21 protein-coding genes are annotated in these 24,836 nt (G+C 65.3%); 3 read left to right on the top strand and 18 right to left on the bottom strand.

Annotated elements, in window-relative coordinates:
- The first annotated feature begins 1 nt into the window (after window position 1).
- On the top strand, window positions 2–1,351 hold the full coding sequence (locus ACGLHS_RS28120) for a galactosyl transferase GMA12/MNN10 family protein (RefSeq protein WP_093236578.1): 1,350 nt from the start codon (window positions 2–4) through the stop codon (window positions 1,349–1,351).
- On the opposite strand, the gene ACGLHS_RS28115 is transcribed toward ACGLHS_RS28120, so the two are convergent.
- The 3 genes from ACGLHS_RS28115 to ACGLHS_RS28105 are packed head-to-tail and all read right to left on the bottom strand — an operon-like array spanning window position 1,352 to window position 5,154.
- Window positions 1,352–3,301 (bottom strand): glycosyltransferase, encoded by a 1,950-nt coding sequence (locus ACGLHS_RS28115; protein WP_394485144.1) that lies wholly within the window; start codon window positions 3,299–3,301, stop codon window positions 1,352–1,354.
- Window positions 3,302–3,349: 48 nt separating this feature from the next.
- Window positions 3,350–3,886 carry a YgjP-like metallopeptidase domain-containing protein gene (locus ACGLHS_RS28110; protein WP_394485143.1) on the bottom strand — a complete coding sequence of 179 codons (537 nt, stop codon included), beginning with the start codon at window positions 3,884–3,886 and terminating at the stop codon, window positions 3,350–3,352.
- The gene (locus ACGLHS_RS28105; RefSeq protein ID WP_394485142.1) at window positions 3,883–5,154 is read right to left on the bottom strand and encodes an Hsp70 family protein; all 1,272 of its coding nucleotides are present in this window, start codon (window positions 5,152–5,154) and stop codon (window positions 3,883–3,885) included. The genes ACGLHS_RS28110 and ACGLHS_RS28105 overlap by 4 nt, the downstream gene beginning before the upstream one ends.
- 185 nt (window positions 5,155–5,339) lie before the next feature.
- Here ACGLHS_RS28105 and ACGLHS_RS28100 point away from each other — a divergent pair, with 185 nt between their 5' ends.
- Window positions 5,340–6,701 carry a galactosyl transferase GMA12/MNN10 family protein gene (locus tag ACGLHS_RS28100; RefSeq protein WP_394485141.1) on the top strand — a complete coding sequence of 454 codons (1,362 nt, stop codon included), beginning with the start codon at window positions 5,340–5,342 and terminating at the stop codon, window positions 6,699–6,701.
- Window positions 6,702–6,729: 28 nt separating this feature from the next.
- Here the strand turns inward: ACGLHS_RS28100 and ACGLHS_RS28095 are convergent, their stop codons facing one another.
- From ACGLHS_RS28095 to ACGLHS_RS28080, 4 genes are all read right to left on the bottom strand, one after another.
- A complete protein-coding gene (locus ACGLHS_RS28095; protein ID WP_394485140.1) occupies window positions 6,730–7,416 on the bottom strand; it encodes a class I SAM-dependent methyltransferase in 687 nt (228 codons plus the stop codon).
- 64 nt (window positions 7,417–7,480) lie between these two features.
- Window positions 7,481–9,031: a lysine--tRNA ligase gene (gene lysS, locus ACGLHS_RS28090; protein ID WP_394485139.1), complete on the bottom strand. Its 1,551-nt coding sequence runs from the start codon at window positions 9,029–9,031 to the stop codon at window positions 7,481–7,483.
- Between the two features lie 188 nt (window positions 9,032–9,219).
- Entirely contained in the window at window positions 9,220–10,077 is an 858-nt protein-coding gene (locus tag ACGLHS_RS28085; RefSeq protein ID WP_394485138.1) for a hypothetical protein, read from the bottom strand.
- A 91-nt stretch (window positions 10,078–10,168) separates the two neighbouring features.
- The gene (locus ACGLHS_RS28080; protein WP_394485137.1) at window positions 10,169–10,813 is read right to left on the bottom strand and encodes an LON peptidase substrate-binding domain-containing protein; all 645 of its coding nucleotides are present in this window, start codon (window positions 10,811–10,813) and stop codon (window positions 10,169–10,171) included.
- Between the two features lie 50 nt (window positions 10,814–10,863).
- Between ACGLHS_RS28080 and ACGLHS_RS28075 the strand changes: the two genes are divergently transcribed.
- Complete coding sequence (locus ACGLHS_RS28075; RefSeq protein WP_093236591.1) at window positions 10,864–11,424, top strand: YggT family protein; 561 nt, start codon at window positions 10,864–10,866, stop codon at window positions 11,422–11,424.
- Window positions 11,425–11,513: 89 nt separating this feature from the next.
- On the opposite strand, the gene accD is transcribed toward ACGLHS_RS28075, so the two are convergent.
- The 11 genes from accD to ACGLHS_RS28020 form a co-directional block, all read right to left on the bottom strand.
- Window positions 11,514–12,386, bottom strand: a complete 873-nt coding sequence (gene accD, locus ACGLHS_RS28070) for an acetyl-CoA carboxylase, carboxyltransferase subunit beta (protein ID WP_093236592.1) — start codon at window positions 12,384–12,386, stop codon at window positions 11,514–11,516.
- A 96-nt stretch (window positions 12,387–12,482) separates the two neighbouring features.
- Window positions 12,483–13,328 carry a tryptophan synthase subunit alpha gene (trpA, locus tag ACGLHS_RS28065; protein ID WP_394485136.1) on the bottom strand — a complete coding sequence of 282 codons (846 nt, stop codon included), beginning with the start codon at window positions 13,326–13,328 and terminating at the stop codon, window positions 12,483–12,485.
- Window positions 13,328–14,614: a tryptophan synthase subunit beta gene (trpB, locus tag ACGLHS_RS28060; protein WP_394485135.1), complete on the bottom strand. Its 1,287-nt coding sequence runs from the start codon at window positions 14,612–14,614 to the stop codon at window positions 13,328–13,330. The genes trpA and trpB overlap by 1 nt, the downstream gene beginning before the upstream one ends.
- Before the next feature lie 48 nt (window positions 14,615–14,662).
- The gene (locus tag ACGLHS_RS28055) at window positions 14,663–15,361 is read right to left on the bottom strand and encodes a phosphoribosylanthranilate isomerase (RefSeq protein ID WP_394485134.1); all 699 of its coding nucleotides are present in this window, start codon (window positions 15,359–15,361) and stop codon (window positions 14,663–14,665) included.
- A complete protein-coding gene (gene truA / locus ACGLHS_RS28050; protein WP_394485133.1) occupies window positions 15,358–16,170 on the bottom strand; it encodes a tRNA pseudouridine(38-40) synthase TruA in 813 nt (270 codons plus the stop codon). The genes ACGLHS_RS28055 and truA overlap by 4 nt, the downstream gene beginning before the upstream one ends.
- 25 nt (window positions 16,171–16,195) lie before the next feature.
- A complete protein-coding gene (locus tag ACGLHS_RS28045) occupies window positions 16,196–19,015 on the bottom strand; it encodes a FimV/HubP family polar landmark protein (RefSeq protein WP_394485132.1) in 2,820 nt (939 codons plus the stop codon).
- 168 nt (window positions 19,016–19,183) lie between these two features.
- Entirely contained in the window at window positions 19,184–20,329 is a 1,146-nt protein-coding gene (gene asd, locus ACGLHS_RS28040; protein WP_394485131.1) for an aspartate-semialdehyde dehydrogenase, read from the bottom strand.
- Between the two features lie 91 nt (window positions 20,330–20,420).
- Window positions 20,421–21,509 (bottom strand): 3-isopropylmalate dehydrogenase, encoded by a 1,089-nt coding sequence (gene leuB / locus ACGLHS_RS28035; protein WP_394485130.1) that lies wholly within the window; start codon window positions 21,507–21,509, stop codon window positions 20,421–20,423.
- Window positions 21,510–21,546: 37 nt separating this feature from the next.
- Entirely contained in the window at window positions 21,547–22,203 is a 657-nt protein-coding gene (gene leuD, locus ACGLHS_RS28030) for a 3-isopropylmalate dehydratase small subunit (protein WP_093236600.1), read from the bottom strand.
- A gap of 18 nt (window positions 22,204–22,221) precedes the next feature.
- Window positions 22,222–23,643 carry a 3-isopropylmalate dehydratase large subunit gene (gene leuC, locus ACGLHS_RS28025; RefSeq protein WP_394485129.1) on the bottom strand — a complete coding sequence of 474 codons (1,422 nt, stop codon included), beginning with the start codon at window positions 23,641–23,643 and terminating at the stop codon, window positions 22,222–22,224.
- Window positions 23,644–23,713: 70 nt separating this feature from the next.
- Complete coding sequence (locus tag ACGLHS_RS28020) at window positions 23,714–24,658, bottom strand: LysR substrate-binding domain-containing protein (RefSeq protein ID WP_093236602.1); 945 nt, start codon at window positions 24,656–24,658, stop codon at window positions 23,714–23,716.
- Window positions 24,659–24,836: the final 178 nt, after the last annotated feature.

Raw genomic sequence — 24,836 nt, 5'->3', positions numbered from 1 at the left:
CATGCCCCTGTGCCTCAGTTTTTTTCCACGCAAGGACGAGGCCACGCTGCGCAATCATGCGCACTACTGTCGCCTGTTCGGCTACCCGCATCAGTGGATCGAGGCGGACCGCATCCGCCATCCGGCATTGCGTGACAGTGCCCGGTACAGCCACATCCTGCGGCACCTGCGCGCACTGCCCGAGAACGACTGGCTCCTGTTCCTCGATGGCGATTCGGTGGTGTTCCATCCCGTCGCCATCGACACCCTGATGCAAGGGCGGGATTCGCTGGTCGTGGAAGGGCCACCCAGCGGCGACAGGCCCGGCCCCGCGATGACCAACATGATGGTGCTGCGCAACACCGCCGCGAACCGTGCCGCGCTGCACGAGTTGATGGGCGATGCGGGGCATGTCATTGCGCTGGTGAACCGTTCGACCGATGAAGCGGCACGGCTGCGTCCGATCGGCATGCTGGGGTGCAACGCCGTGGTCGGCGACATCTATGTCAATGTCTCGTGGCGCATTCCGCAGTGGTTTCTGGCGCGCATCTTCGTCGTCAACCTGGCGCCGCTGTCCCTTGCCGCACCCGAAGGCGAATGGCGCGAAGCGCTGCTGCACGACATCAACCTGCAGGACTTCCTGGTGGGGCAGGTCAACAACGCGCTGATCCACAGCCAGCCCATGCTGCAGCCGGCCGCCTATCCGGCGCTGTCGGACGATGCGGTGTCGAGCTACAACACTGGCGCGGACATCGCCTTCGTCACGCTCTACACGCACCACGTCGCCAGTTACGCGCGGGTTTCCGAACACAACGTGAAGCGCTACTGCGACAGGCACGGCTATGCCTATCACGTGTACCGCGCGGTGCCCGAGGCGATCGACCCTGGCATCGGCGGGTCGTGGGTCCGCAGCTGGCTGCTGCAGCAGCACATTGCGCATCACAAGTGGGTGATCTGGGTCGACGCCGACGTCATCTTCTTTAACCAGGGCCGCCGCATCGACGACATGCTCGAAGGGCGCGAGCTGCTGCTGGCGAAGGACGTGGGCGGCTGGTCCTTCAATTCGGGCGTGATGGGCTTCCTGAACACGGCGCGCAACGCCGAGCTGCTCGCGCGCATCTGGCAGCGCATCGGCGAGGTGAATGACAAGTCGGCGGTCTACAGCAGCCAGGGCGACCAGTACTACACGAACCAGGTGCTGTCCGAAGAGGGGCTGATCGATGACCGGACCATCGTCGACAACCTGAGCATCAACACGCCACCGCACCTGGCCTCGGATGAAACGCTGCTGGTGCACTTCATCAATCTGGACGAACCGTACCGGTCGGCGTACATGGCGTCGATGGACGCTGCCTCCCAGCGCTTGCGATAGCTAGCTGCCCGTCGATGGGGGCGTGTCACCTGCCGCAAGATCGGGCACTAACCTGAAGATCCGCACCGGCAACTGGTTGGCCGCCGGGGCCAGGAATTGCGCGATCTCGGGAGACGCGAACTGGCTTTCCAGCCATGCCTTGTCGGCAAGGCCGGCGTTGAAGAAGATCTGCAGCAGCCGCAAGGTTTCGTGCCGCAGCGCGCGCGTCAGCGTTTCATGTTCGACCCGCTGCTGCTCCGGTGCCGCGGCCGGCTTGAAGCAGGCGCGTGCCAGGGTGTGCAGCAGGCGCTGTGCAAAGTCCAGTGTCGACGGCCAATACAGCGCATAGAGCTCTGCGATCTCCCGCACATCGTCGCCGCTGGACTTCGGCAGCAGATACGCCAGCACCAGTGCGCGCGCTTGCAAGGCCTGCGCGGTGGCCCTGGCCGCATCGGTGGGCGCGGGCGATGTAGCGGGCCGGTGCAGCAACTGAGGGATCACGGCAAAGTGCGCGCCTGCGGCCACGCTCTTGCACAGCATGTGCAGGTCGTCGTGCGTGGTGAAGCCCGGGTCGTGACGCACGCCGCTGCGTTCCAGGAAGCCGCGCCGCACCATGCAGGCCGACAGCAGCAACGGGCGCGGACCGAGGTATTCCACGAGGATGTCCTGGTGCCGCTCGGCGAACTTCAACGACCCTTCGTGCGTTTCGCACCAGCAGCCCACGATATCAATGTCGGGGCAGGTCTCGAGCAGCGCGGCTTGGCGTTGCAGACGCTCGGGTGCAGGAATGTCGCCGGCATCGGAAAAGACGACGTAGTCGCCTTGCGCCTGCGCCAATGCAAGATTGCGGGCGGTGGCGCGATCGCATGCGACCGGCAGCGAAATCAGCTGTGCATTGGCGATGCCCGCCTGGGAGAGCAGCGCGCCAAGGCCGGGCGCCCCTGCCTGTGCGACGAGCACCACGTGCAGTGTCACATCGCGCTGCGCGGCCCATGCGTGGAGGCTTTGCGACAGCGTATCGAGCGAGTCGCCGGCCGTGAGGCAGACCGTCACGCGCGGCATGTGCGTTGCCACGAACCGGTCGGGCTGCTGCGCGCGCCAGCTCAGGAAGCGTTGGATGGCAGGCCCCACCAATGGCGGGGCAAATGCACGGCTGAACAGGTCCAGGCCTTCGCGCTCGAGCATCGCGCGCCGGGGTGCATCGGCGAGCAGTTGCTCGACCGTCTCGATGAGCTTTTCGTACGGGGCGCCGACCACCGCATCGCGCGCCGAGGCCTCGATCTCGCTGTCAGGATAGAGCTCGCAGACCACCGCCTTGCGATGGCGCAGCAGGATCGACAGGCGCGGCACTTCGACGATGCGCGACTCTTCCCAGTTGTGGAGGTTGAGCACGATCTTCGCGCGACGCATGAAGCCGTTGCGCTCTTCCAGCGACCACGAGCGCCCGCGGTTGACCTCGACCCGCAGGCCACGCGCCATCAGGCCTTCGAGAATGTCGATGCGCCGGCGCGTCAGCGAGCCGAAGAAGACGATGTCGATGTCCTGTTGCTCGTCGGGCAGGATGTCGCTCAGAGGAAGGATCTCTGCCGCGCCAGGCTCCCATCCGAGCGCGACGTAGTCCGCGTTCCTGTATTCCAGCTGCTGGTGCCGCTGGAAATTCGACTTGCTGTATTCCCAGAGGTAGCAATGCTTGAGGACGTCGAGGTAGCGTTCGTTCCAAGCATGGGTGCCTTGCACCATCGGCTCGAAGTTGACGATGATGCAGTCGGGATGGTGCTGTTCGATGTGCTCCCATGGCACATCCCAGAAGAAAAACAGGATGTTGATCTCGCCCGGCTCGATGTGGCTCTGGACGAAACGGGTCGGATAGCCGAGGCGTTCGGCCGCCAGCCTGAAGGCTTCGACGATGTCGCCGCAAATCTCCGGCGGAGACAGCGATGTGAAGTTGAGGCGAGGTAGCGTCGTCGTCATGGGGGTAACGGCGCGGGCATGTGGGGTGACTGGCGTAAAGGAAGAGGGCTAGTCGCCGCCCGGCACGGGTGTCTCCGCCGTGCCGGACCAGAGGCGCTTTCCACCCATGTTCAGGTGCTCAAGGTACAGCCGAAGGTCGAACTCGAATCGATGATAGCCCGGCTCTATGTGCATGCACAGTGCGTAAAACGCCTTGTCGTGATCCCGTTCCTTCATGTGTGCCAACTCATGCACAACAATCATGCGCAGCCAATCGAGCGGCACCTCCTTGAACAGGCTGGCTACCCGGATCTCGCGCTTGGCCTTGAGCTTGCCGCCCTGCACGCGCGAGACCGTGGTGTGCGTACCCAGCGCATTGCGGATCACATGCAGCTTGCTGTCGTACATCACCTTGGACAGCGGCTCGGCCTTGCGCATGAACTCGCTCTTGAGTCCACTCACGTAGTCGTAGAGCGCCCGGTCAGTCTGGACGCCATGCGAGCCCTCGGGGTAGCGCTGGGCCAGGAGCGCCCCGAGCTTGTTCTCGGCCATCAGCTGGCGGACCTGGTCCAGCAGGGGTGCCGGATAGCCCGCCAGGTACTTCATGCCGCGCGCCCCGGCCGCGTGACGCAGGCCAGGCCGGTCGCCACGCCGCCGAACAGGTCGCCTTCGACCAGGGTGACGCCGGCAAAACTCTTGCGCAGCGCATGCTGGAACGGCCGCAACGCCGAAGAGCCACCGGTGAGGTAGATCGCATCGAGGTCGTTGCTGCGCAGTCCGGCCCGCTTGACGCAGGCGTGGGCGCAGGCGATCACGTTCTCCAGTGGCGTCGCGAGCTGCTGCGCCATGTCCTCTGGCGAGAGCGAGGCCATCAGCCCTGTTTCGGCGCAGGAAAGGTCGATCTCGGTCTCCGCGTCTCGCACCGAGGCATCGATCTTGGCGGCCTCGACGGCGCTGGCGATGCGGTGGCCGTGCCGCTCTTCGAGCACGTTCATCAGCCGGTCGTGCAGGCGGGTGTTGCTGTAGCTCGTGCGCAATTCCTTGGCCTGCCGAACCGCCTTGGGGGCGTAGAGCCAGTTGATCAGGTGCCAGGACGACAGCTCGAAGAACACCTTGCTCGGCACCTCGCGCCCCTGCGGGCCGGTGTGGCGGAAGCCGAATTGCGGCATGACGCGCTCGAGGTTCAGGCGCTGGTCGAAGTCGGTGCCGCCGATGTGCACACCGCTGGTGGCCAGCACGTCGTCGCTGCGGTCATCGCGCGTGGCGCGGTCGGGCCCGACGCGCACGACGGTGAAGTCGGAGGTGCCGCCGCCGATGTCGACGATCAGCACGATCGATTCCTTGGTGACGCGCTGCTCGTAGTCGAAGGCCGCGGCGATCGGTTCGAGCTCGAACGCGATATCGCGAAAACCGGCCGCGCGGGCCGCGTGCCGCAGGCTTTCTTCGGCGCGCTCGTCGCGCTTCGGATCGTCGTCCACGAAGTGCACAGGGCGCCCGATCACGACACGCTCGGGAATCTGGCCAAGCTCGCGGCTGGCCCGCACGGCCAGCTCGCGCAGGAAGCGCGCGATGATGTCCTCGAAGCTCACGAGCCCGTCGTAGATCGCCGTTTTTTCCTGCATCAGCGCGCTGCCGAGCAGGCTCTTGAGCGAGCGCATCAGACGCCCTTCGGTGCCTGACAGGTACTGGGCGATGGCCTCGCGGCCGAAATGGGTCGTGCGGTCTTCGGCGTTGAAGAAGATCGCGGTGGGCAGGGTGGTGGCGCCGCCTTCGACCGGCAGCAGCCGGGCGGCTTCGCCGTTGGGGGCGCAGGCGATGGCTGAATTCGAGGTTCCGAAGTCAATGCCGAGTGTCGAGATGGGGCGTTGCTTCATGCAATCAATGCGTTGCGCGCCTGACTAAGTGCGCGGCCTTTCATGTTCTGGTGGGGGGCGATGGAGCCTGTCCGGCGCGGCGACTGCATCCGAAGCGGGGGCGTCGAGTGTAAAGGTCGGCGCGGTGCGAGATAGACTGCGGCCCCGGTTCGTGGATATAGCGGGAGTTTCCGATGCCGTTGTGCATGACGTTTTTCGAGCGGGTCGACGAGCAGGTCTTGCGCAACCATGCGCACTATTGCCGGCTCTACGGCTACCCGCACCAATGGGTCGAGTCCTCGCATGTCGGGGACGCAGCCCTGCGCAACGGGGTCAAGTACTCGGAGATCCTGCGCCACCTGCGTACGCTGGCGGAAGGCGATTGGCTGCTGTTCCTCGACGGAGACTCCGTGGTTTTCCGTCCTGTGGCCGTGGAGCCGTTGATGGAGGGGCGAGATTTGCTCGTGGTGGATGGCCCCAGCGGCCTGGCGCTCACGAACATGATGATCTTGCGCAACACCCAGGCCAACCGCACCCTGCTGAGCCAGATGCTGGTGGCGGCGGGCGCGGCAGTGGCCCGCTCGGTGTCGGGACTCAGCGAAGCGGACCGGCAAAGGGGTTTGACGTCGCGGCTCGACGAAGCGGCGCTGTTTCGGCCCGCTGGCATGCTCGGATTCAACGCCTTCGTGGCTGATCGCCATGTCAACGTGAGCTGGCGCATCTCCGAATGGTTCAATGCGCCCGTCTTCGTCGTGAGCCTCGCTTCCCTGCCGAAGCTGGAACAGGACGGGCAGGTGCACGACGACATGCTCCATGACCTCAACCTGCAGCGCCTGCTGGTGCGGCAGGTGAACGCGGCGCTGATGGAGGGGCGGCCGATGTTGCAGCAGCCGGCATACCCGGCGCTTTCGGAGGAGGCCATGTCGAGTGTCAACGGCCATGCGCAAATCGCCTTCGTGACGCTCTACACGCACCACATCAGCACCTACGCGCGCGTTTCCGAGCACAACGTGCGCCGCTACTGCGAGCGCCACGGGTACGGCTATCACGTGTACAGGGGCATTCCGGGCGAACTGGATCCGGGGATCAATGGCGCGTGGGTCAAGGCCTGGCTCCTTGCACGGCATCTGGCGCAGCACCAGTGGGTGGTCTGGGTCGATGCCGACATCCTTTTCGTGAACCAGGCAAAACGCTTCGAGCCACTGCTCGAGGGGCGCGACCTTCTCTTCGCCAAGGACGTTGGCGGGTGGCTCTTCAACTCCGGCGTCATGGGGTTCAGGAACACCGCGCGCAATGCAGAACTGCTCGCGCGCATCTGGGCGCGCATCACGGGGGTCGAAGACAAATCGAGCGTGTACAGCAGCCAGGGCGACCAGTTCCATACGAACGAAGTGATCAGCGAGGAGGGCTTGGCCAGCGAGAACAACATCCTCGACTGCCTGAGCCTCAATACGCCACCGAGCCTGGCCACCAGCGACAGCCTGCTGGTCCACTTCATGAGCCTTGGCGAGCCTTATCGCTCGGTCTACATGGCGGACATGGATGCCATGTCCCAGCGGATTCGCTGAGGCAGGAGCGACGCCCGGGCCGGGTTGCTCAGCGGCCTTGCCTGAGCAGCATTTCGCGCACGTCGTCCACCAGCCACAGGCCGAGGCAGCGATCACTCTGCGGAAACTTCTGCGATCCGCTGTCCGACGAGTAAATGACGGACTCGGTGACATTGCCTTCGACGATCAGACGTCGAGGCGACGGCAGGTTGAATGGCGCCATCTCCAGGTTGATCGGTGTCCAGCCACCCGTCTGGATGTCGTGATTGCGCGGTAGCGAGCGGTAGGTGAAGGTGGTGGTCAGCAGCCACTTCGACCGGCTCGCCACCACGGCATGTAAGGCACGGAACGTGTCGGCATGAGAGAAATGGAACAGGCAATCGCGGCAAAGGATGAGGTCGACCGTCGGCAACTCGTCGCTCAGCAGGTTCAGCTTGCTGAAGCGGCGCCCGGGTCGCGCGAAGCGGTCGGTGTTCCGCTCCACCAGCGCGTCGACGATGTCGGCCCCGTGATAGTCGATACCTGTCAGGTCGACGTGCTGCATCCAGTTGAAGTCACCGCATGGCACGTCCAGAAACGTGCGCACCTGCAGTTCGCGCAGCAGGTGCGGAAGCTCCCGAATCACCTGCGCCGTGTTCGTGAGCTCGGACCCCGCGCCGGAGACGCTCTCCATCGAGCCCCAGGCATTCGACGTGAAGATGTTCGAGAAGACAGTCTCAGATGAATGTGTGGTCATGCCGTGTCGCTGGGAGCGGGTATCGAACAAGGGCAAAGGGCAGATGGGCGCGGAGCCCGCGCAGTCAAAGCTCCCTGCGCAGCGCCGGGAACAGGATCACGTCGCGAATGCTCGGCGAATCTGTCAACAGCATCATCAGTCGGTCGATGCCGATGCCGCAGCCGCCGGTGGGGGGCATGCCGTATTCGAGCGCGCGCACGAAGTCGTGGTCGTAGTACATGGCCTCGTCGTCGCCACTGTCCTTGGCGGCCACCTGCGCGTTGAAGCGCGCGGCCTGGTCTTCGGCGTCGTTCAGCTCGCTGAAGCCGTTGCCGAATTCGCGGCCCGTGATGTAGAGCTCGAAGCGCTCGGTGACCTCGGGGCGTTCGTCGTTGGCGCGCGCCAGCGGCGAGATCTCGGTCGGGTGCTCCATGATGAAGGTCGGCTGCCAGAGCTTCTCTTCGACGGTCTCTTCGAAGTACATCACCTGCAGGCTGGCCAGGCTGCGCTGCGAGAGCTTGTCTTTTTCTTCGCTCAGGCCGAGCTTGCGCAGGGCGTTGATGAGCCAGGTCGTGTCGTCCACCCCGGCACCGGCCTCGGTGTACTTCAGGATCGCTTCGCGGATCGTCAGGCGCTCGAAGGGCTGCGTCAGGTCGACCGGCTTGCCCTGGTAGCTGAGCTGCTGCGTGCCCACGGCCTTGTCGGCGATGGTGCGGATCAGCGTCTCGGTGAAGTCCATCAGGTCGCGGTAGTTCCAGTAGGCCGCGTAGAACTCCATCATCGTGAACTCGGGGTTGTGCCGCACCGAGATGCCCTCGTTGCGGTAGCTCCGGTTGATCTCGAACACGCGCTCGAAGCCGCCGACGATTAGGCGCTTGAGGTACAGCTCGGGCGCGATGCGCAGGAACATCTCCTGGTCGAGCGCGTTGTGATGCGTCTTGAACGGCTTGGCGTTGGCACCGCCTGGAATGGGGTGCAGCATCGGCGTCTCGACTTCGAGGAAGTCGTTGGCCACCATGAACTCGCGCAGCGCGCTCACGGCCTTGCTGCGTGCGGTGAAGCGCGTGCGGGCCGACTCGTCGGTGATCAGATCGACATAGCGCTGGCGGTACTTCTGCTCCTGGTCGGCCATGCCGTAGAAGTCACCGGGCAGGGGACGCAGGCTCTTGGTGAGCAGGCGCAGCTTCGTGACCTTGACCGACAGCTCGCCGGTCTTGGTCTTCATCAGCGTGCCTTCGGCACCGAGGATGTCGCCCAGGTCCCAACGCTTGAATTCGGCATAGGCTTCCTCGCCGACCGCATCGCGCGTGACGTAGAGCTGGATGCGGCTGGTGGCGTCTTGCAATGTCGCGAAGCTGGCCTTGCCCATCACGCGCTTGAGCATCATCCGCCCGGCCACGGTCACGGCCACGGCTTGCGCTTCGAGGGCTTCGGCTTCGGTGGCGCCGTGCGCTTCGGTCAGCGCAGCGGCACGGTGAGCCGGCTTGAAGTCGTTGGGGAATGCAACGCCTTTGCCCTCGGCCTGCGCGGTGCGCAGCAGCTTGAGCTTTTCGCGGCGTTCGGCGATGAGCTTGTTGTCGTCGGCGGCGGGGGCTGCAACGGGCGCAGGGATGGAAGGGGTCAGGTGATCAGACATGGGGGAGCGGATGGGGCGCGCAGGGTAGAGAAGGAAAGCGTGCGCGGCCGGCTATTTTAGACCAAGGTATATGGATCGACCCGAGCCCCAGCGCCCGCCGACTCTGCGCAAAGTGCTATGAAAGAAGGAGCGAAAAGTCGCGCATCGGCAGTCCTGTCGGGGGTATCTGCATCTTCGGCTTCGCGCGCCTAACCGGGATAGCCGAAGACGCGGTATTCGCCGTCCCCGCTCAGCGTGCACATGTAGCCGATGTTTTGCGCGGGCACCTCACAGATGCTGCCGTCCGGATTGACGCCCGAGACGGGCCACCCGAGTTCCTTGAGCAGCAGGTAGCTGCTGAGGCGCTCGACAAAGAAGGAAAGCGCGCGCCGTTGGTAGCCATGGTGCGGCTCAATTGGGGCGTGCCGGGTCAGAAATTCATCGACGATCGGGCGCAGCCGCTCCAGGAGGCCTATATAGAGATTGCAGGGAAAGATACCGAATTCGATCCCACCCGGAACGAAGAGCCGTGTGTCGAAGAATGTCGTGATTTCGGACGCGAGCAGCACCTGATGTTCGATAGCGAGGCGCGTCAGCAAGAGAAAGTCTTCGACGCGATGGTAGGTGGCGTATTGGGCGAGCATCCCTTCGCTCATGATGAACGGGTGGGGCACCAGCAAGTTCGTCGCGTAGCTCGCGAGAATTTCGGCCAACTGATCCTTGCCGAAGGGCATGCCCAGCATCCGCATGAATGGATAGTTGACTGCCGGCGTACCGATGGGGGTCGACGAAATGAGTTTGCGGTACTGGAAAACGCAGACCGAGCGTCCCTCTGTCGGGCGCTCCTGGAGCAACTCGCTGATATACAGCGAGCCCGCGGTTCCGGTGAGGTAAGGGTAGAAGTTGTCGCCGTTCAGGCCGCCCGTGCCGATGGTGCGCCGTGAGTCGCGGATATTCAGGCGACCATTGGCCTGGTATTTGCCCGTGGCAACGACTTCAACGTGGTCCGGCAGGTCGAACCAAGGCGGTTCATGCGCGATGCAAAAGAAATAGTCGGGGCCTGGCATGGCGGATGTTGTGATCACGGTTCGTCGGGCGGTGCATCGTGCACTGGAGTCTTGAGCTTAACGCGCTGCTGCCTGCTGCCGGCATTGCAGATCAGCCCGAAATCCCCGTCCGTGCCAGCAGATCGCTGACCAACTCGAGGCGCATCAGCGGACTGTCGAGCTCCATCAGCCTTTGCCGTAGTTCAAGCTGCATCGGCACCAGCTCGCACCATCGATTGGCGACCCAACCGCAATCGTTGAACCGGTAGGGCGCGCCGATTGGCAGCCGCACCGACTCGCCTTGTTCAGCGCGCCGCTCTTCGAGGGTGTCGACCAGGCGCCGCAGCGCGCTGGCCGTATGCTGCAGATCGTCAGGAATCTCCAGCGCAACGTCATCGAGTACGGCCTCGACTTCGGCGACCCACAGTCCGTGCTTCTGCAACTCGACATCGCGAACACGAAAGCGCTGTGTGCCGACGCATTCGATCTGAAGCAGGCCGCTCTGGGGCGAGTCGAACTCGCGGATCGTGGCGAGCGTGCCGATGGCGGCGAAGCTCTCCGCGTCGGCGCCGGCCTTGCGGACCTCGCTGCCGCTGGTGAGGCTGACCACGCCGAAGGGGGCGTTGGCCTTGCGGCATTTGCCGATCATGTCGAGGTAGCGGACCTCGAAGATGCGCAGCGGCAGCAGCCCGCCCGGAAACAGGACCGTACCGAGCGGGAACAATGGCAGTGAATGCAAAAGGGGTTGTGTCGTCATCGAAGAACCTTGCGTGGCTATCATCGCATTCCGCTCACGGCTGCGCCCTCATGCTCTATCAGATTCCCTCGTTCCTTCTCGACGTGATCGTCGGCCTGCTCGGCGGCGCATGCCTGCTGCGCCTTTACATGCAGTACCACCGTGTGCCGTTCGGCAATCCGCTCGGGCGCTTCGTGTTCGCGATCACCGACTGGATCGTGCTGCCGCTGCGCCGCATCGTGCCGTCGGTCAAGCGTTGGGACCTGGCGAGCCTGATCGCGGCCTGGCTGCTGGTGCTCGTGAAGTTCTTGCTGCTGTGGCTGCTGATCGGCAACCTGGGGCGCATCGCGACCTTGCCACTGGTGTCGCTGGTGGGCCTGCTTCAGCTCGCGGTCTCGGGTCTGACGGCACTGCTGGTGGTCTATGCAGTGCTGTCGTGGGTGCCGGGTGCATCGCCGATGCTGCTCGACCTGATCTCGCGCCTGGCCGAACCGCTGGTACGGCCGTTTCGCCGTTTCATTCCGTTGATCGGCGGCATTGACCTTTCGCCGCTGGCTGCGATCGTCGTGCTGCAGGTGCTGGCGATCGTGCTGAACAACTTGCTGGTGTTTGCCTACCAACTGGCTTTCTGAGTCGAGTCGACACAAGACAAGCAAAAGGGGCCCGGGTGCGATGCACTCGGGCCCTCGTTGTTTTGCGTTGACTTGTCGTCGCGCCCGGCTCAGCTGACCGCGTCGGCCGGCTGACGCAGCAGCATCGCCAGCGTGCTGGCGATCGTCTTGCGCAGTTCGCGGCGGTCGCTGATGAAGTCGATCGCGCCCTTGGTCTGCAGGAATTCGGCGCGCTGGAAGCCTTCGGGCAGGGTCACGCGCACGGTCGATTCGATCACGCGCGGGCCGGCGAAGCCGATCAGCGCCTTGGGCTCGGCAATCACCACGTCGCCCACGAAGGCGAAACCAGCAGACACGCCGCCCATGGTCGGGTCGGTCAGCACGCTGATGTAGGGCAGGCCCTTCTTCGCGAGGCGCGTGAGCGCGGCGTTGGTCTTGGCCATCTGCATCAGCGAGAGCAGGCCTTCCTGCATGCGTGCGCCGCCGGTGGCGGTGAAGCAGATGAAGGGCACCTTCTGCTCGATGGCGGTTTCGACGCCGCGCACGAAGCGCTCGCCAACCACGCTGCCCATGCTGCCGCCCATGAACTCGAACTCGAAACAGGCTACGACCACGCTGATGCTGTGGACCGAGCCACCCAGCACGACCAGCGCATCGGTCTCGCCTGTGTTCTCGAGCGCTTCCTTGAGCCGCTCGGGGTACTTGCGGCTGTCCTTGAACTTGAGGGCATCGACCGGCAGCACTTCCTGGCCGATTTCGTAGCGTCCCTCGGCATCGAGGAAGGCGTCGAGCCGCGCGCGTGCGCCGATGCGGTGGTGATGGCCGCAGCTCGGGCAGACGTTCTGGTTGTGCTCGAGGTCGGTCTTGTAGAGCACCGTCTCGCAAGCAGGGCATTTGATCCACAGGCCCTCGGGCACCTGGCGGCGCTCGCTGGGGTCGGTTTGTGCGATCTTGGCGGGTAGCAGTTTTTCAAGCCAGCTCATAGGCAATCCTGGGTTCTCTCGAAGGGCGATCCTTCGTGATGATTAGCTCCCCTTCGCCGCAAGCAGCGAAGGGGCTTGAGGTGAGGGCAACCGCGATTATCGGCCAGCCGCATTCTTGGGGGTAGCCGCGGGCAGGGCGTCCAGCGCCTGGCGGATGCCGGCGAGGAATTCACTCACCGCCGGCACCACCTTGTCGCGCGGCTGGTCTTCGATCAGCTGAATGATCTTCGTGCCGATCACGACCGCATCGGCGGCGGAGCCCACGGCCTGCGCCGTGCGCGCATCGCGGATGCCAAAGCCCACGCCAACCGGAATGCTCACGTGCTGGCGAATGCGCGGGATCATCTGGCCAACGGCTTCGGTGTCGAGGTGGCCCGCGCCGGTCACGCCCTTGAGCGAGACGTAGTAGACGTAGCCGCTGGCGATGCGCGCGACCTGCGCCATGCGCTCGCTGGTGCTGGTCGGGGCGAGCAGGAAGATCAGGTCGATGTTCGCTGCCTTCAGGTCGGCAGCGAAGTCCTCGCATTCTTCGGGTGGGTAATCGACCACCAGCAGGCCGTCGACGCCGGCGGCTGCCGCGTCGCGGATGAAGGCCTTCTTGCCATGCACGAGGTCGTACCGCTCGACCGGGTTCGCATAGCCCATCAGCACCACGGGCGTGCTTGCGTCCTTCTGGCGGAAGGCGGCCACGATGGCGAGCACCTGCTTCATGCCGATACCCAGCGCCAGCGCGGCTTCGCCGGCCTTCTGGATCACCGGGCCGTCGGCCATCGGGTCGGAGAAGGGCACGCCGAGTTCGATCACGTCGGCGCCGGCCTCGACCATGCCGTGCATCAGCTCGGGCGTGATGTCGGCAAAGGGGAAGCCTGCGGTGACGTAGGGAATCAAGGCCCGGCGGCCGTCTTTTTTCAGCGCGTCGAAAGTGGTGGCAATGCGGCTCATCACTTGCCTCCCTTCACGCTCAGACCGCGCATCGAGGGGCGGTCGTAGAAATCGACGCCCGACAGGTCGGCGACGGTACCGATGTCCTTGTCGCCACGGCCGGAGAGATTGACCAGGATCGACTGGTCGGGGCGCATGGTCTTCGCGAGCTTCATGGCATGGGCCACGGCGTGGCTGGATTCGAGCGCGGGAATGATGCCCTCCGTTCGACACAAATAGTGAAAGGCGTGGAGCGCCTCGGCATCGGTGATGCCCACGTATTCGGCGCGGCCGATGTCCGCCAGGTACGCGTGCTCGGGGCCCACGCCGGGGTAGTCGAGGCCGGCGCTGATGCTGTGGGTCTCGGTGATCTGGCCGTCTTCGTTCTGCAGCAGGTAGGTGCGGTTGCCGTGCAAGACGCCGGGGCTGCCGCGCAGGATCGAGGCCGAGTGCTTGCCGCTGTCGAGCCCTTCGCCGGCCGCTTCCACGCCGATCAACCGGGTACCGGCGAACGGAATGTAGGGGTGGAAGATGCCCATCGCATTGCTGCCGCCGCCCACGCAGGCGACCACCACGTCGGGCTGCTTGCCTTCCGCTTCGCCGGTGATGCCGTCCGCCGCGAGCATGGCAGGCATCTGCTCGATGCACTCGGTGCCGATCACGCTCTGAAAGTCGCGCACCATCGTCGGGTAGGGGTGCGGGCCGGCCACGGTGCCGATGATGTAGAAGGTGTTTTCCACGTTGGTGACCCAGTCGCGCATCGCCTCGTTCAGCGCGTCCTTCAGCGTCTTGCTGCCCGACTCGACGGGCACCACGGTCGCGCCGAGCAGGTTCATGCGGTAGACGTTGGGGCTCTGGCGCTTCACGTCCTGGCTGCCCATGTAGACCACGCATTCGAGGCCGTAGCGCGCGCAGATGGTGGCGGTGGCCACGCCGTGCTGGCCGGCGCCAGTCTCGGCAATGATGCGGGGCTTGCCCATGCGGCGCGCGAGCATCGCCTGGCCGATCACGTTGTTGATCTTGTGCGCGCCGGTGTGGTTCAGGTCTTCGCGCTTCAGGTAGATCTGCGCGCCGCCCATTTCGCGGCTGGTGCGCGCGGCGTGATAGATCGGCGAGGGCCGGCCCACGAAGTGCTTGAGCTCGTAGTGGAATTCGGCGAGGAAGGCCGGGTCTTCCTTGAACTTCGCATACGCGTCGCGCAGCTCGTTGATCGCGTGGGTGAGCGTTTCGCTCGCGAAGGTGCCGCCGTAGTTGCCGAAGTGGCCGGTGGCGTCGGGTTGCTGGTAATCCTGGAAATTGCTTTGCATGGTTCTCGATCGTTGGGCCGCAGCCCGAATGACGATCGGGTGCGGCAGCTAACTGGAGAAGGACGAGGCGTCTGCCGCTCTGACGGCTGCGACGAATTGCCGGATCTTTCCGGCGTCCTTCAGGCCCTTGTTCCCCGGGCCGTCGATTTCGACGCCCGAGCTCACATCAACGGACAGCGTTTTGCAGCGCGTCCGCAGGATGCGAATGCCATCGCTCACGTTTGCAGGTGTGAGCCCACCACTCAAGACGAGGTGAGCGTCGACGGCGGGTGGAAGAAGTGACCAATCGAATGCCTTGCCGCCTCCGCCATAACCTTCGACATGAGCGTCGAGCAGGATGGCTTGGGCGCGGGAGTAATCGGACGCGTATTTTACGAGGTCGAAGCCCGCTCCGGCAGCCCCCAGCGGAATGCGTGCGGCACGCATGTAGCGAAAGCGGCCTGGACCGGTGGCCTCTTCGCATTGCCCTGGTGTTTCTTCGCCGTGGAATTGAGCGATGGCGCCCTTCACGTGTGCGAGTGATGCTATGACTTTCGGAGCATCCTCGTTCACGAACAGCAGCACGGGCGTGATGAAGGGGGGCAGGCGCGAGGCCAATTCGGCGGCCCGCTCGGCCGTTACCGCGCGGGGGCTTTGGGCGTAAAGCACAAAGCCGATGGCATCGGCGCCGGCCTCGACCGCCGCATCCACATCGGCCTCACGCGTCAGGCCACAGACCTTGATGCGGGTGCGAGGAGCGACTGTCATGGCGGGCCATCATAAGGAGCGCCACCGGCTTGCAGCGTGGCTTCGGCCGGCAGACCCCACTGCGCGTCGTACAACGGGCCAAGAAAGTACAGGCCGTCGGCGGAGAAGGTCGGGGCCGCCACCTTGCGGCTGCGTGCTTCCAGCACTTCGGAAATCCATTCGGGGCGCTCATCGCCCCGGCCGATGCGCACAAGGCAACCCATGAGGTTGCGGATCATGTGATGCAGGAAAGCATCGGCCTCGAATTCGAAATGCCAGCGGCAGCGTTCGCCTTCGCCGACCCGCGTGATCTCGATGCGCCGCAGGTCCTTGACCGGCGAGCGCGCCTGGCAGGCCGAGGCACGGAACGAGCTGAAGTCGTGCCTGCCGACCAGCAGCGCGGCGGCGGCGCGCATCGCGTCGCCATCCAGCGGATGCATCGACCAGCCGACCCGGCCCGTGTCGAGGCTGGGCCGCACCGGCGATTGCGACAGCACGTAGAGATAGCGGCGCGCCAGGGCACTGGCGCGGCAATGGAAGGCATCAGGCACCGGCTGCGCCCACTGCACCGCGATGTCGTCGGGCAGAAAGCGGTTGGTGCCGCGCATCCAGGAGAAGGGTTCGCGCTCGACGGTGGTGTCGAAGTGCACCACCTGCATCAGCGCGTGCACGCCGGCATCGGTGCGGCCGGCACACAGCGTACCGATGGGCTGTGCCGCGAACTTTGTGAGGGCGGCTTCCAGCTTGTCCTGCACCGTGCGGCCCGAGCGCTGGCTTTGCCAGCCCTCGTATGCCTGGCCGTTGTACCGGATGCCGAGCGCCAGCCTCACGAATTCAGGGAACGAAACAAACCGCTCAGCGCAGTTCGGCGAGCAGCTGCCGGGCTTGCGACTTGAGGTCGCCAGCGCTTTCGGCTTCGACTTCCTCGACCAGCGAGCGGGCGCCTTCGACGTCGCCGATGGCTTGCAGCTCGCGTGCGAGCGACAGCTTGACGGCGTGCGGGCTGTCATCGCCTTCGTCCGCATGCGCAGCCGCTGCCGGCCTTGCCGCGGTTTCAGCGGTGCGGGCCGGCAGGCCTGCCAGTGCGCTCATGTCGAATTCGATGAAGCCCGAGTCGGCCGGCAGCGCGTTGCGCAGCATGGCCGGGCGGGTGTTGTGCTCCGCATCGCCCAGGTTGAGCGTGGTGGGGCGCGTGTCGGGCGTCAGTGCGCCGGGGGCCGTGTCGAAGTCGTTTTCGAGATCGACCGGCGTTGCGGCGTGGCCGTTGGACAGGGGCGCGGTGGGGCGTGCAGCCGTCGGGGCAGGTGCATAGGCCGACTTCGGCAGGCTTGCACCGACCGGTGCGTGGTTCTGGACAGGTGCCGGCGCGGGGGCTGGCGGTTGGCTCAGATCGAGGTCGAAGTCCAGCGGTGCCACCGAGGGGACGAACGCGGGCGGTGCGGCGGCGACTGGCGGCGCTGCGGGAGGTGGTGCCGTCGGTTTGGCGGCAGCTGCCAGGGCGCCGGCGAAAGCGGCCGTTTCGGCTGCGCTCGCGCTGCGCGGTGCGCCCGATTCGTACAGCGGATTGCCCGGATCGAGGTCCTTGCCCATGTCGACCACGCGGGTCCAGTCGGAACCGAGGCCGCCGGTCAGCTTGTGCACTTCGGTGGCGAGGCTTTCGTAGGCCCGCACGTCACGGCGCTTGGCGTGGATCTCGAGCAGCTTGAGGTGGATGGCGGTGCGATCCGGGTTCAGGCGCAATGCTTCGCGCAGGATTTCCTCGGCTTGCAGGTCGCGGCCATAGGCCAGGTAGACGTCCGCTTCGGCCACGGGGTCGACGTCGCCCGCGTCGAGCTGGCTGGGCGAGTACGACAGCGAAGAGACGGTGGAGTCGCCGCGGTGCTTGGTGTCGACCGATTCGCCGCCGCTGGCGCCAAAGAACGAATCCTTGGGGATGCGGCTTTCGAGGAACACGCTTTCGCTCATTTCCTCGCGCCGACGGCCCAGCACGCGATAGAGCAGGAAGCCGACCAGCAGTGCAATCAGCGCCGCGCCGGCGAGCATCAACGGGTTGTCGAGCAGTTCTTCGAAGAAGCTGCGTTCCGGCGGGGGCGGCGGTGGAGGCGCTGCCTTGACCACTGGCTTGGGAGCGGGTGCCGGTGCTGCCGCAACTGCGGCGCTGGCCGCTGCAGCCACGGGTGGGGCGGCCGCATCGGTGGCGGACGGTGCTGCCGTACCCGGCGCGGGGGCTGAGGCGGCTGCGACAGGCGCAGCAACGGCTGCTGGCGTGGTTGCTTCGGGCGTCGGGGCGGCCGGGCTTGGCGCCACCGCTGGTGCGACTGCGGCAGCAGCGGGTGCAGGTGCGGGGGCAGGCGTCGGTGCGGGACTTGCGGCGGCCGGCGTCGTCGTGGCGCTGGTTGCCGGTGTCGGAACCGGGATGCCCGGCGCAGCCGGAGCCGGTGCGGCAGGCGCTGCCGCTGCGGGGGCCGACGAGCTGGCACCCGTGCCGGCCTTGAGCTTGTTCAGCTCGTTGATATTTTTCGACAGCTCCGCCACGCGGTTGCTGCTGTCTTGCGCCTGGCGTGCCTGCGCGAGCTTTTCGTCGGCTGCGCGGGTCGATGCGCCGCCTTGGGAAATAGTGAGCTTGTCGGGAGCGCTGGCCGCCGCATTGCGGTCTTCTACGTTGGCTTGCAGCTTGCCCGAGGCCTTGCGGCTCGCGGCGGCCACGTTCTGGGTCGGCGCGTTTTCAGCCAGACGCTGGCGGTACGCGCCGAAGTCGCGGCTTTGCGCCGTGACCGTGCGACGCGCTTCTGCCGGAGTGACGGCGGACGCTTCGGCAGCGCTCGGCAGGTCGAGGACCGCGCCAGCCCGCATGCGATTGACGTTGCCGCCAACGAACGCATCCGGATTGGCGAGCAACAGCGCCACGAGCATCTGGTCGAGGGACACGTCGGCCGGCTTGTGGGCGCCAGCGATCTTGCTGGCGGTGTCGCCGCGCTGCACCGTGACCTGTTCGCCACTGCCACCGCCGGTACGTGCCGGAGCGGATGCTGCGACGGGGGCAGGTGCAGGAGCTGCTGCCGCTGGTGCGGCGGCGACAGGTGCCGAAGGAGCGGCCGCTGCAGGTGTCCGCTCGCGGCGCGGCGTGCGTGCCACAGGGGCAGGGCGTTCGACCGGCGTGCTGATCTGCGGGGCAATCGGCGTTGCCGGCGTGCTCGCTGCCGCCTGGCGCGTGGCCGGCGGATCGAGCAGCACGGTGTAGTCGCGCACGATGCGACCCGACGCGCCGTTGGCTTCCAGCAGCAGGTCGATGAACGGGTCGTTGAGCGGGCGATTGCCGCTCAGGCGCACCACGTACTGGCCGCCCGCGCGGCGCTGAAGCGTCGCCTTGACGTCGCTCAGGGCTGTGTTGTACGGAACACCCGCGTTCTTGAAGGCTTCGGCCGTGGCAATGTTGATCTTCAGGCCGTCCGCTTCGGTCGCGGCGATTTCGGTCACCTCGATCTCGGCACGCAACGGTTCGCCCAGGGCCGACTGCACCTTCAACTGACCCAGCGCGAAAGCGCTGGCATCGGTACTGGCAAGGCCCAGGGCCACGGCGGCGGCCGCGCCCAGAATGGAAAGGCGCCAACCGTTCGATGGCAGAAGCGGGCGAGCGGCCGATGGGCTGGCCGCAGGCAACAGATGTCTTGTCATGCTGATAGGGGCGGCTCAGGCCCAGAATTTGTAAGAGGACGTTAGCATCATCACCGGGCACTGACAAGGCAATGCGCCTGTTCTACCCAGTGCGCGCATACTTACGATCACATCTTATGTTGCCCAATGGCAACAAATTGTGTTTCAAATGGGCCTGAGCAGCCCGCATCAGGCTTCGAGCAAGATGCGCAGCATGCGGCGCAGCGGTTCGGCGGCACCCCACAGCAGCTGGTCGCCAATGGTGAAGGCGCCGACGTATTCGGGGCCCATCGCCAGCTTACGGATGCGGCCGACCGGAATATTCATCGTGCCCGTCACGGCCACTGGCGTCAGGTCCTTGAGGGTGGCTTCACGGGTGTTCGGCACCACGCTCGACCAAGGATTGTCGGCGGCGATCATCGCTTCGATGTCGGCCAGCGGCACGTCCTTCTTGAGCTTGAAGGTCAGGGCTTGGCTGTGGCAGCGCATGGCGCCGATGCGCACGCAGAAACCGTCGACCGGCACGGCGGCGGTGCCGAAGCCCGCACCCTGGCCGAGGATCTTGTTAGTCTCGGCGCCGGCCTTCCACTCTTCCTTGGACATGCCGTCGCCCAGGTCCTTGTCGATCCAGGGGATCAGCGAGCCGCCCAGCGGTGCACCGAAGTTGGCCGTTTCAGCGGCGCTCAGGGTTTGCTGCTTGTGCAGCACCTTGCGATCGATTTCCAGGATGGCCGACTTCGGGTCGTCCAGCAGCGCACGCACTTCGGCGTTGATCGTGCCGAACTGGGTCAGCAGCTCGCGCATGTGCTGCGCGCCGCCGCCCGAGGCTGCCTGGTAGGTCATGCTGGTCATCCACTCGACCAGGCCGGCCTTGTAGAGGGCGCCCACGCCCATGAGCATGCAGCTCACGGTGCAATTGCCGCCGATCCAGTTCTTGCCGCCATTGGTGAGCGCGTTCTGGATCACCGGCAGATTGACCGGGTCCAGCACGATGACCGCGTCGTCCTGCATGCGCAGGGTGGAAGCGGCGTCGATCCAGTGGCCGTTCCAACCGGCGGCGCGCAGCTTGGGGAACACCTCGCTGGTGTAGTCGCCGCCCTGGCAGGTGATGATGATGTCGCACTTCTTCAGTGCGTCGATGTCGTTCGCATCCTTCAGCGCGGTCTCGTTCTTGGCCATCGCCGGGGCCTTGCCGCCAGCGTTGGAGGTCGAGAAGAACAGCGGCTCGATGAGACCGAAGTCGCCTTCGGCCTGCATGCGGTCCATCAGGACCGAGCCGACCATGCCGCGCCAGCCTACGAGGCCGACCAGAGGTTGTTGGGATGCGTTCGCCATTTCAGTTTGCCCTTGTGAAAAAAGAAAGAAGTTGTCTTTTTTTGCCCCCGACTCGTCGAGCCGGGGAGGGGCGTGACGAAGCGGGCTGCGGTTAGCCGGTAATCGTCTTTTTGGTGATTGCTGCAACGACCGCGTCGCCCATTTCGCGGGTGCCGACGCGCTTCGTACCTTCTGACCAGATGTCACCCGTGCGCAGCCCGGAGGCGAGCACGTCCTTGACCGCCGACTCGATACGGTCGGCAGCTTCGGCTTGGTTGAGTGAGAAGCGGAGCATCATGGCAGCGGACAGGATTGTAGCCAAAGGATTGGCAACCCCTTTGCCGGCAATGTCTGGGGCGCTGCCGTGGCTGGGCTCGTACAGGCCCTGGTTGCTCGAATTGAGCGACGCCGAGGGCAGCATGCCGATGGAACCGGTGAGCATCGCGGCCTCGTCCGAGAGGATGTCGCCGAACATGTTGCCGGTGACCACCACGTCGAATTTCTTGGGTGCCTTCACGAGCTGCATGGCCGCGTTGTCGACCAACATGTGGTCGAGTTCGACGTCCGGATATTCCTTCGCGACGTCGAGCATCACGTCTTTCCACAGTTGCGAGGTTTCCAGCACGTTGTTCTTGTCCACGCTGGTCACGCGCTTGCTGCGCTTGCGGGCCGCCTCGAAGGCCACGCGCGCGATGCGCTCGATCTCGGGGCGCGAGTAGCGCATCGTGTCGAAGGCCTCTTCGGCACCCGGAAAGTGCCCGTCCGTCGCGATGCGGCGGCCGCGCGGCTGGCCGAAGTAGATGTCGCCGGTCAGCTCGCGAATGATGAGGATGTCCAGGCCCGCGATCAGCTCGGGCTTCAGGCTCGACGCGTCCACCAGCTGCTCGTAGCAGATGGCCGGACGGAAGTTCGCGAACAGCCCTAGGTTCTTGCGCAGCCCCAGGATGGCCTGCTCGGGGCGCAGCGGCCGGTCGAGCTTGTCGTACTTCCAGTCGCCGACCGCGCCGAACAGCACCGCGTCCGATTCCTTCGCCAGCTTGAGCGTCGATTCGGGCAGCGGATGGCCGTGGGCCTCGTAGGCGGCACCGCCGACCAGTGCCGATTCCATCTCGAACTTCAGGTCGAGGACGTTGAGCACCTTGACGGCTTCCGCCACGATTTCGGTGCCGATGCCGTCACCCGGGAGAACTGCGATTTTCATTTGTGTCGTGTGTTGAAGAGAAAAATCAGAGACGCGCTCAGGCGTTGGCCAGCATCGTATGCGCGAGCCACGGCTTCTGCGCCAGGCGCTCGGCTTCGAAGGCCTTGATCTTGTCCTTGTGGCGCAGCGTCAGGCCGATGTCGTCCAGCCCGTTGATCAGGCAGTACTTGCGGAAGGCCTGCACGTCGAAGGCGAACTCGCCGCCGTCCGGCTTCACCACCACCTGGCGTTCCAGGTCGATGGTCAGCGTGTAGCCGGGGAAGGCGAAGGTCTCGTCGAACAACTGCGCCACCTGCGCTTCGGTCAGCACGATCGGCAGCAGGCCGTTCTTGAAGCTGTTGTTGAAGAAGATGTCGGCGTAGCTCGGCGCAATGATCGCGCGAAAGCCGAACTGGTCGAGTGCCCACGGCGCGTGTTCGCGCGACGAGCCGCAGCCGAAGTTCTTGCGGGCCAGCAGCACCGAGGCGCCCGCGTAGCGCGGCTGGTTCAGCACGAAGTCGGGGTTGGGCTTGCGGCTCTTCGGGTCCTGGCCCGGAAAGCCGGCGTCCAGGTAGCGCCACTCGTCGAACAGGTTCACGCCGAAGCCGGTCTTCTTGATCGACTTGAGGAACTGCTTGGGAATGATCGCGTCGGTGTCGACGTTCTCGCGGTCCATGGGGGCCACGAGGCCCTTGTGCACGGTGAATTTCTGCATGGTGAATCTCTCTTGGGATCAGGCGAACGTACGGACGTCGACAAAGTGGCCGTGCACCGCGGCGGCGGCGGCCATGGCCGGGCTCACGAGATGGGTACGGCCACCGGCGCCCTGGCGGCCTTCGAAGTTGCGGTTGCTGGTGGATGCGCAGCGCTCGCCGGGCTCGAGGCGGTCGGCGTTCATCGCCAGGCACATCGAGCAACCGGGTTCGCGCCATTCGAAGCCAGCGGCCTTGAAGATCACGTCGAGCCCTTCGCGCTCGGCCTGTTCCTTCACCACGCCCGAGCCGGGCACGACCATCGCGAGCTTCACGTTCTTCGCGACCTTCTGGCCCAGCTTCTTCACCACGGCGGCGGCTTCGCGCATGTCTTCGATGCGGCTGTTGGTGCACGAGCCGATGAACACCTTGTCGATGAAGATGTCGTTCATGGCCTTGTTGGGCTCCAGGCCCATGTAGACCAGCGCACGCTCGATGGCGCCGCGCTTGTTCGCGTCTTTTTCCTTGTCGGGATCGGGCACGCGGCCATTGATCTCGACCACCATCTCGGGCGAGGTGCCCCAGGTCACCTGCGGCTGGATCTGCGTGGCGTCGAGTTCGACCACGGCGTCGAACTTCGCGCCCGGGTCCGATTGCAGCGTGCGCCAGTAGGTCACGGCCTGCTCCCACTCCACGCCGGTGGGCGCGAGCGGGCGGCCCTTGACGTAGCTGATGGTCTTTTCGTCGACCGCCACCAGCCCGGCGCGCGCACCGGCTTCGATGGCCATGTTGCAGACCGTCATGCGGCCTTCCATGCTCAGGTCGCGAATGGCCGAGCCCGCGAATTCGATCGTGTAGCCCGTGCCGCCGGCCGTGCCGATCTTTCCGATGATCGCCAGCACGATGTCCTTGGCCGTGCAGCCCAGCGGCAGCTTGCCCTCGACCTTCACGAGCATGTTTTTGGCCTTCTTGCCCAGCAGCGTCTGCGTGGCCATCACGTGCTCGACTTCGCTGGTGCCGATGCCGTGCGCCAGCGCACCGAAGGCGCCATGCGTGGAGGTGTGCGAGTCGCCGCACACCACAGTCATGCCCGGCAACGTGGCGCCCGACTCGGGCCCGATCACGTGCACGATGCCCTGGCGCTTGCTCAGGAACGGAAAGAACGCGGCAGCACCGAATTCCGCGATGTTGTTGTCCAGCGTGGTGACCTGTTCCTTGCTGGTCGGATCGGCGATGCCCGCGTAGCCGCGTTCCCAGCCGGTGGTCGGCGTGTTGTGGTCGGCCGTGGCCACCACCGAGCTGATGCGCCACAGTTTGCGGCCGGCTTCGCGCAGGCCCTCGAAGGCTTGCGGGCTGGTCACTTCGTGCACCAGGTGGCGGTCGATGTAGAGGATCGCGGTGCCGTCTTCCTCGGTGTGGACGACGTGTTCGTCCCAGATCTTGTCGTAGAGCGTGCGTGCCATGTCGGTCTCTTCTTTCGTGGGGAAATGGATTGTCTGTTTGTCTGACGGTTTGCTTGTCGGTCCGTGCGGCTCAGGCGGCGAGCTGCTCGGCGGTGTCGGCTGCCGCGTGCAGGTGATTCACCAGCGAGCGCGCCGCCACCGGCAGCGTGGAAAAGTCGCGTGCCACCAGCCGGATCTCGCGTGCCGCCCAGGCATCGTTGAGCGCCACGCTCACGAGGCCGCGGCCGATGCCGTTCTGCATCAGCTCGAAGGCGCGCTGCGGCATCACGCCGATGCCCAGCCCGTTCTCGATCATCCGGCACATGGCGTCCAGGCCTGTGACGTGGATGCGCAGCTTGATGCTGCGGCCAGCGTTCAGCGCGGCCTCGTGCATCGCCACGTAGATCGAGCTGTTGGTGTGCAGGCCGACGTGGTCGAAGTCGAGCGAATCGATGAAGTCGATGGCGCCCTGCGGCGCCAGCGCATGGCCCGTTGGAACGATCAGCGCCAGCCGGTCGTGCCGGTACGAGAGGCTCTGCAATTCGCCCGCGCCGCCGGCCACATGGCATACGCCAAGGTCGGCCGCGCCTTCCTGCACCGCACGGATCACTTCGCTGCTCAGGTGCTCTTCGAGGTCGATCTTGATGGCTTCATGCGCCCGCGTGAACACGCCCAGGTCTTCGGGCAGGAACTGCACGATGGCCGAAATATTCGCGTGCACTCGCACGTGGCCGCGCACGCCGTCGGCGTATTCGCTGAGCTCGCCCTGCATCTTCTCCAGGCTGTAGAGCACCGAGCGTGCGTGATGCAAAAGGCTTTCGCCGGCCGGCGTGAGGTCGACGCCGCGCGCATGGCGATAGAGCAAGGTGGTGCCGAGCGTGGCTTCGAGGTCGGACAAGCGTTTGCTGATGGCCGATGCCGCGATGAATTCGCGCTCCGCCGCGCGGCCGATGCTGCCCAGCTCGCACACGGCCACGAACAGCTGCAACGACGTGAGGTCGATGCGGCGTGCAAAGTTGCGTTCGGATGTGCTCATGGGGCTTGGGGCATCGCGTCTGGCGATGAGTTGTCTATTTTCTTCCTGTTTTCGGTGCAAGGCCATCGCGATATGCGATGACCTTCCTGCCCGGTGGCGAAGAGCGCTTGCTTTGGTGTCCTCCAACGAAAAAAGCTGCCCGAGGGCAGCTTTTTTGATGGGATGGCAACGAGAGCCG

The organism is Variovorax sp. VaC1, assembly GCF_043658315.1.
Lineage (GTDB): Bacteria > Pseudomonadota > Gammaproteobacteria > Burkholderiales > Burkholderiaceae_C > Variovorax.
Note: the sequence above shows the minus strand (reverse complement) of the source record. Positions and strands in the feature narration are given on the sequence as shown.

Bases quoted from the DNA above. Each gene is read 5' to 3' on its own strand.
- ACGLHS_RS28020 (WP_093236602.1), bottom strand. From the start codon at position 24,658: ATGAGCACATCCGAACGCAACTTTGCACGCCGCATCGACCTCACGTCG.
- ACGLHS_RS28055 (WP_394485134.1), bottom strand. From the start codon at position 15,361: ATGACAGTCGCTCCTCGCACCCGCATCAAGGTCTGTGGCCTGACGCGT.
- ACGLHS_RS28095 (WP_394485140.1), bottom strand. From the start codon at position 7,416: ATGACCACACATTCATCTGAGACTGTCTTCTCGAACATCTTCACGTCG.
- ACGLHS_RS28045 (WP_394485132.1), bottom strand. From the start codon at position 19,015: ATGACAAGACATCTGTTGCCTGCGGCCAGCCCATCGGCCGCTCGCCCG.
- ACGLHS_RS28075 (WP_093236591.1), top strand. From the start codon at position 10,864: ATGCTCTATCAGATTCCCTCGTTCCTTCTCGACGTGATCGTCGGCCTG.
- ACGLHS_RS28105 (WP_394485142.1), bottom strand. From the start codon at position 5,154: ATGAAGCAACGCCCCATCTCGACACTCGGCATTGACTTCGGAACCTCG.
- ACGLHS_RS28115 (WP_394485144.1), bottom strand. From the start codon at position 3,301: ATGACGACGACGCTACCTCGCCTCAACTTCACATCGCTGTCTCCGCCG.
- ACGLHS_RS28080 (WP_394485137.1), bottom strand. From the start codon at position 10,813: ATGACGACACAACCCCTTTTGCATTCACTGCCATTGTTCCCGCTCGGT.
- accD (WP_093236592.1), bottom strand. From the start codon at position 12,386: ATGAGCTGGCTTGAAAAACTGCTACCCGCCAAGATCGCACAAACCGAC.
- ACGLHS_RS28110 (WP_394485143.1), bottom strand. From the start codon at position 3,886: ATGAAGTACCTGGCGGGCTATCCGGCACCCCTGCTGGACCAGGTCCGC.
- ACGLHS_RS28120 (WP_093236578.1), top strand. From the start codon at position 2: ATGCCCCTGTGCCTCAGTTTTTTTCCACGCAAGGACGAGGCCACGCTG.
- trpB (WP_394485135.1), bottom strand. From the start codon at position 14,614: ATGCAAAGCAATTTCCAGGATTACCAGCAACCCGACGCCACCGGCCAC.
- asd (WP_394485131.1), bottom strand. From the start codon at position 20,329: ATGGCGAACGCATCCCAACAACCTCTGGTCGGCCTCGTAGGCTGGCGC.
- lysS (WP_394485139.1), bottom strand. From the start codon at position 9,031: ATGTCTGATCACCTGACCCCTTCCATCCCTGCGCCCGTTGCAGCCCCC.
- ACGLHS_RS28085 (WP_394485138.1), bottom strand. From the start codon at position 10,077: ATGCCAGGCCCCGACTATTTCTTTTGCATCGCGCATGAACCGCCTTGG.
- leuB (WP_394485130.1), bottom strand. From the start codon at position 21,509: ATGAAAATCGCAGTTCTCCCGGGTGACGGCATCGGCACCGAAATCGTG.
- ACGLHS_RS28100 (WP_394485141.1), top strand. From the start codon at position 5,340: ATGACGTTTTTCGAGCGGGTCGACGAGCAGGTCTTGCGCAACCATGCG.
- leuD (WP_093236600.1), bottom strand. From the start codon at position 22,203: ATGCAGAAATTCACCGTGCACAAGGGCCTCGTGGCCCCCATGGACCGC.
- trpA (WP_394485136.1), bottom strand. From the start codon at position 13,328: ATGAGCCGCATTGCCACCACTTTCGACGCGCTGAAAAAAGACGGCCGC.
- leuC (WP_394485129.1), bottom strand. From the start codon at position 23,643: ATGGCACGCACGCTCTACGACAAGATCTGGGACGAACACGTCGTCCAC.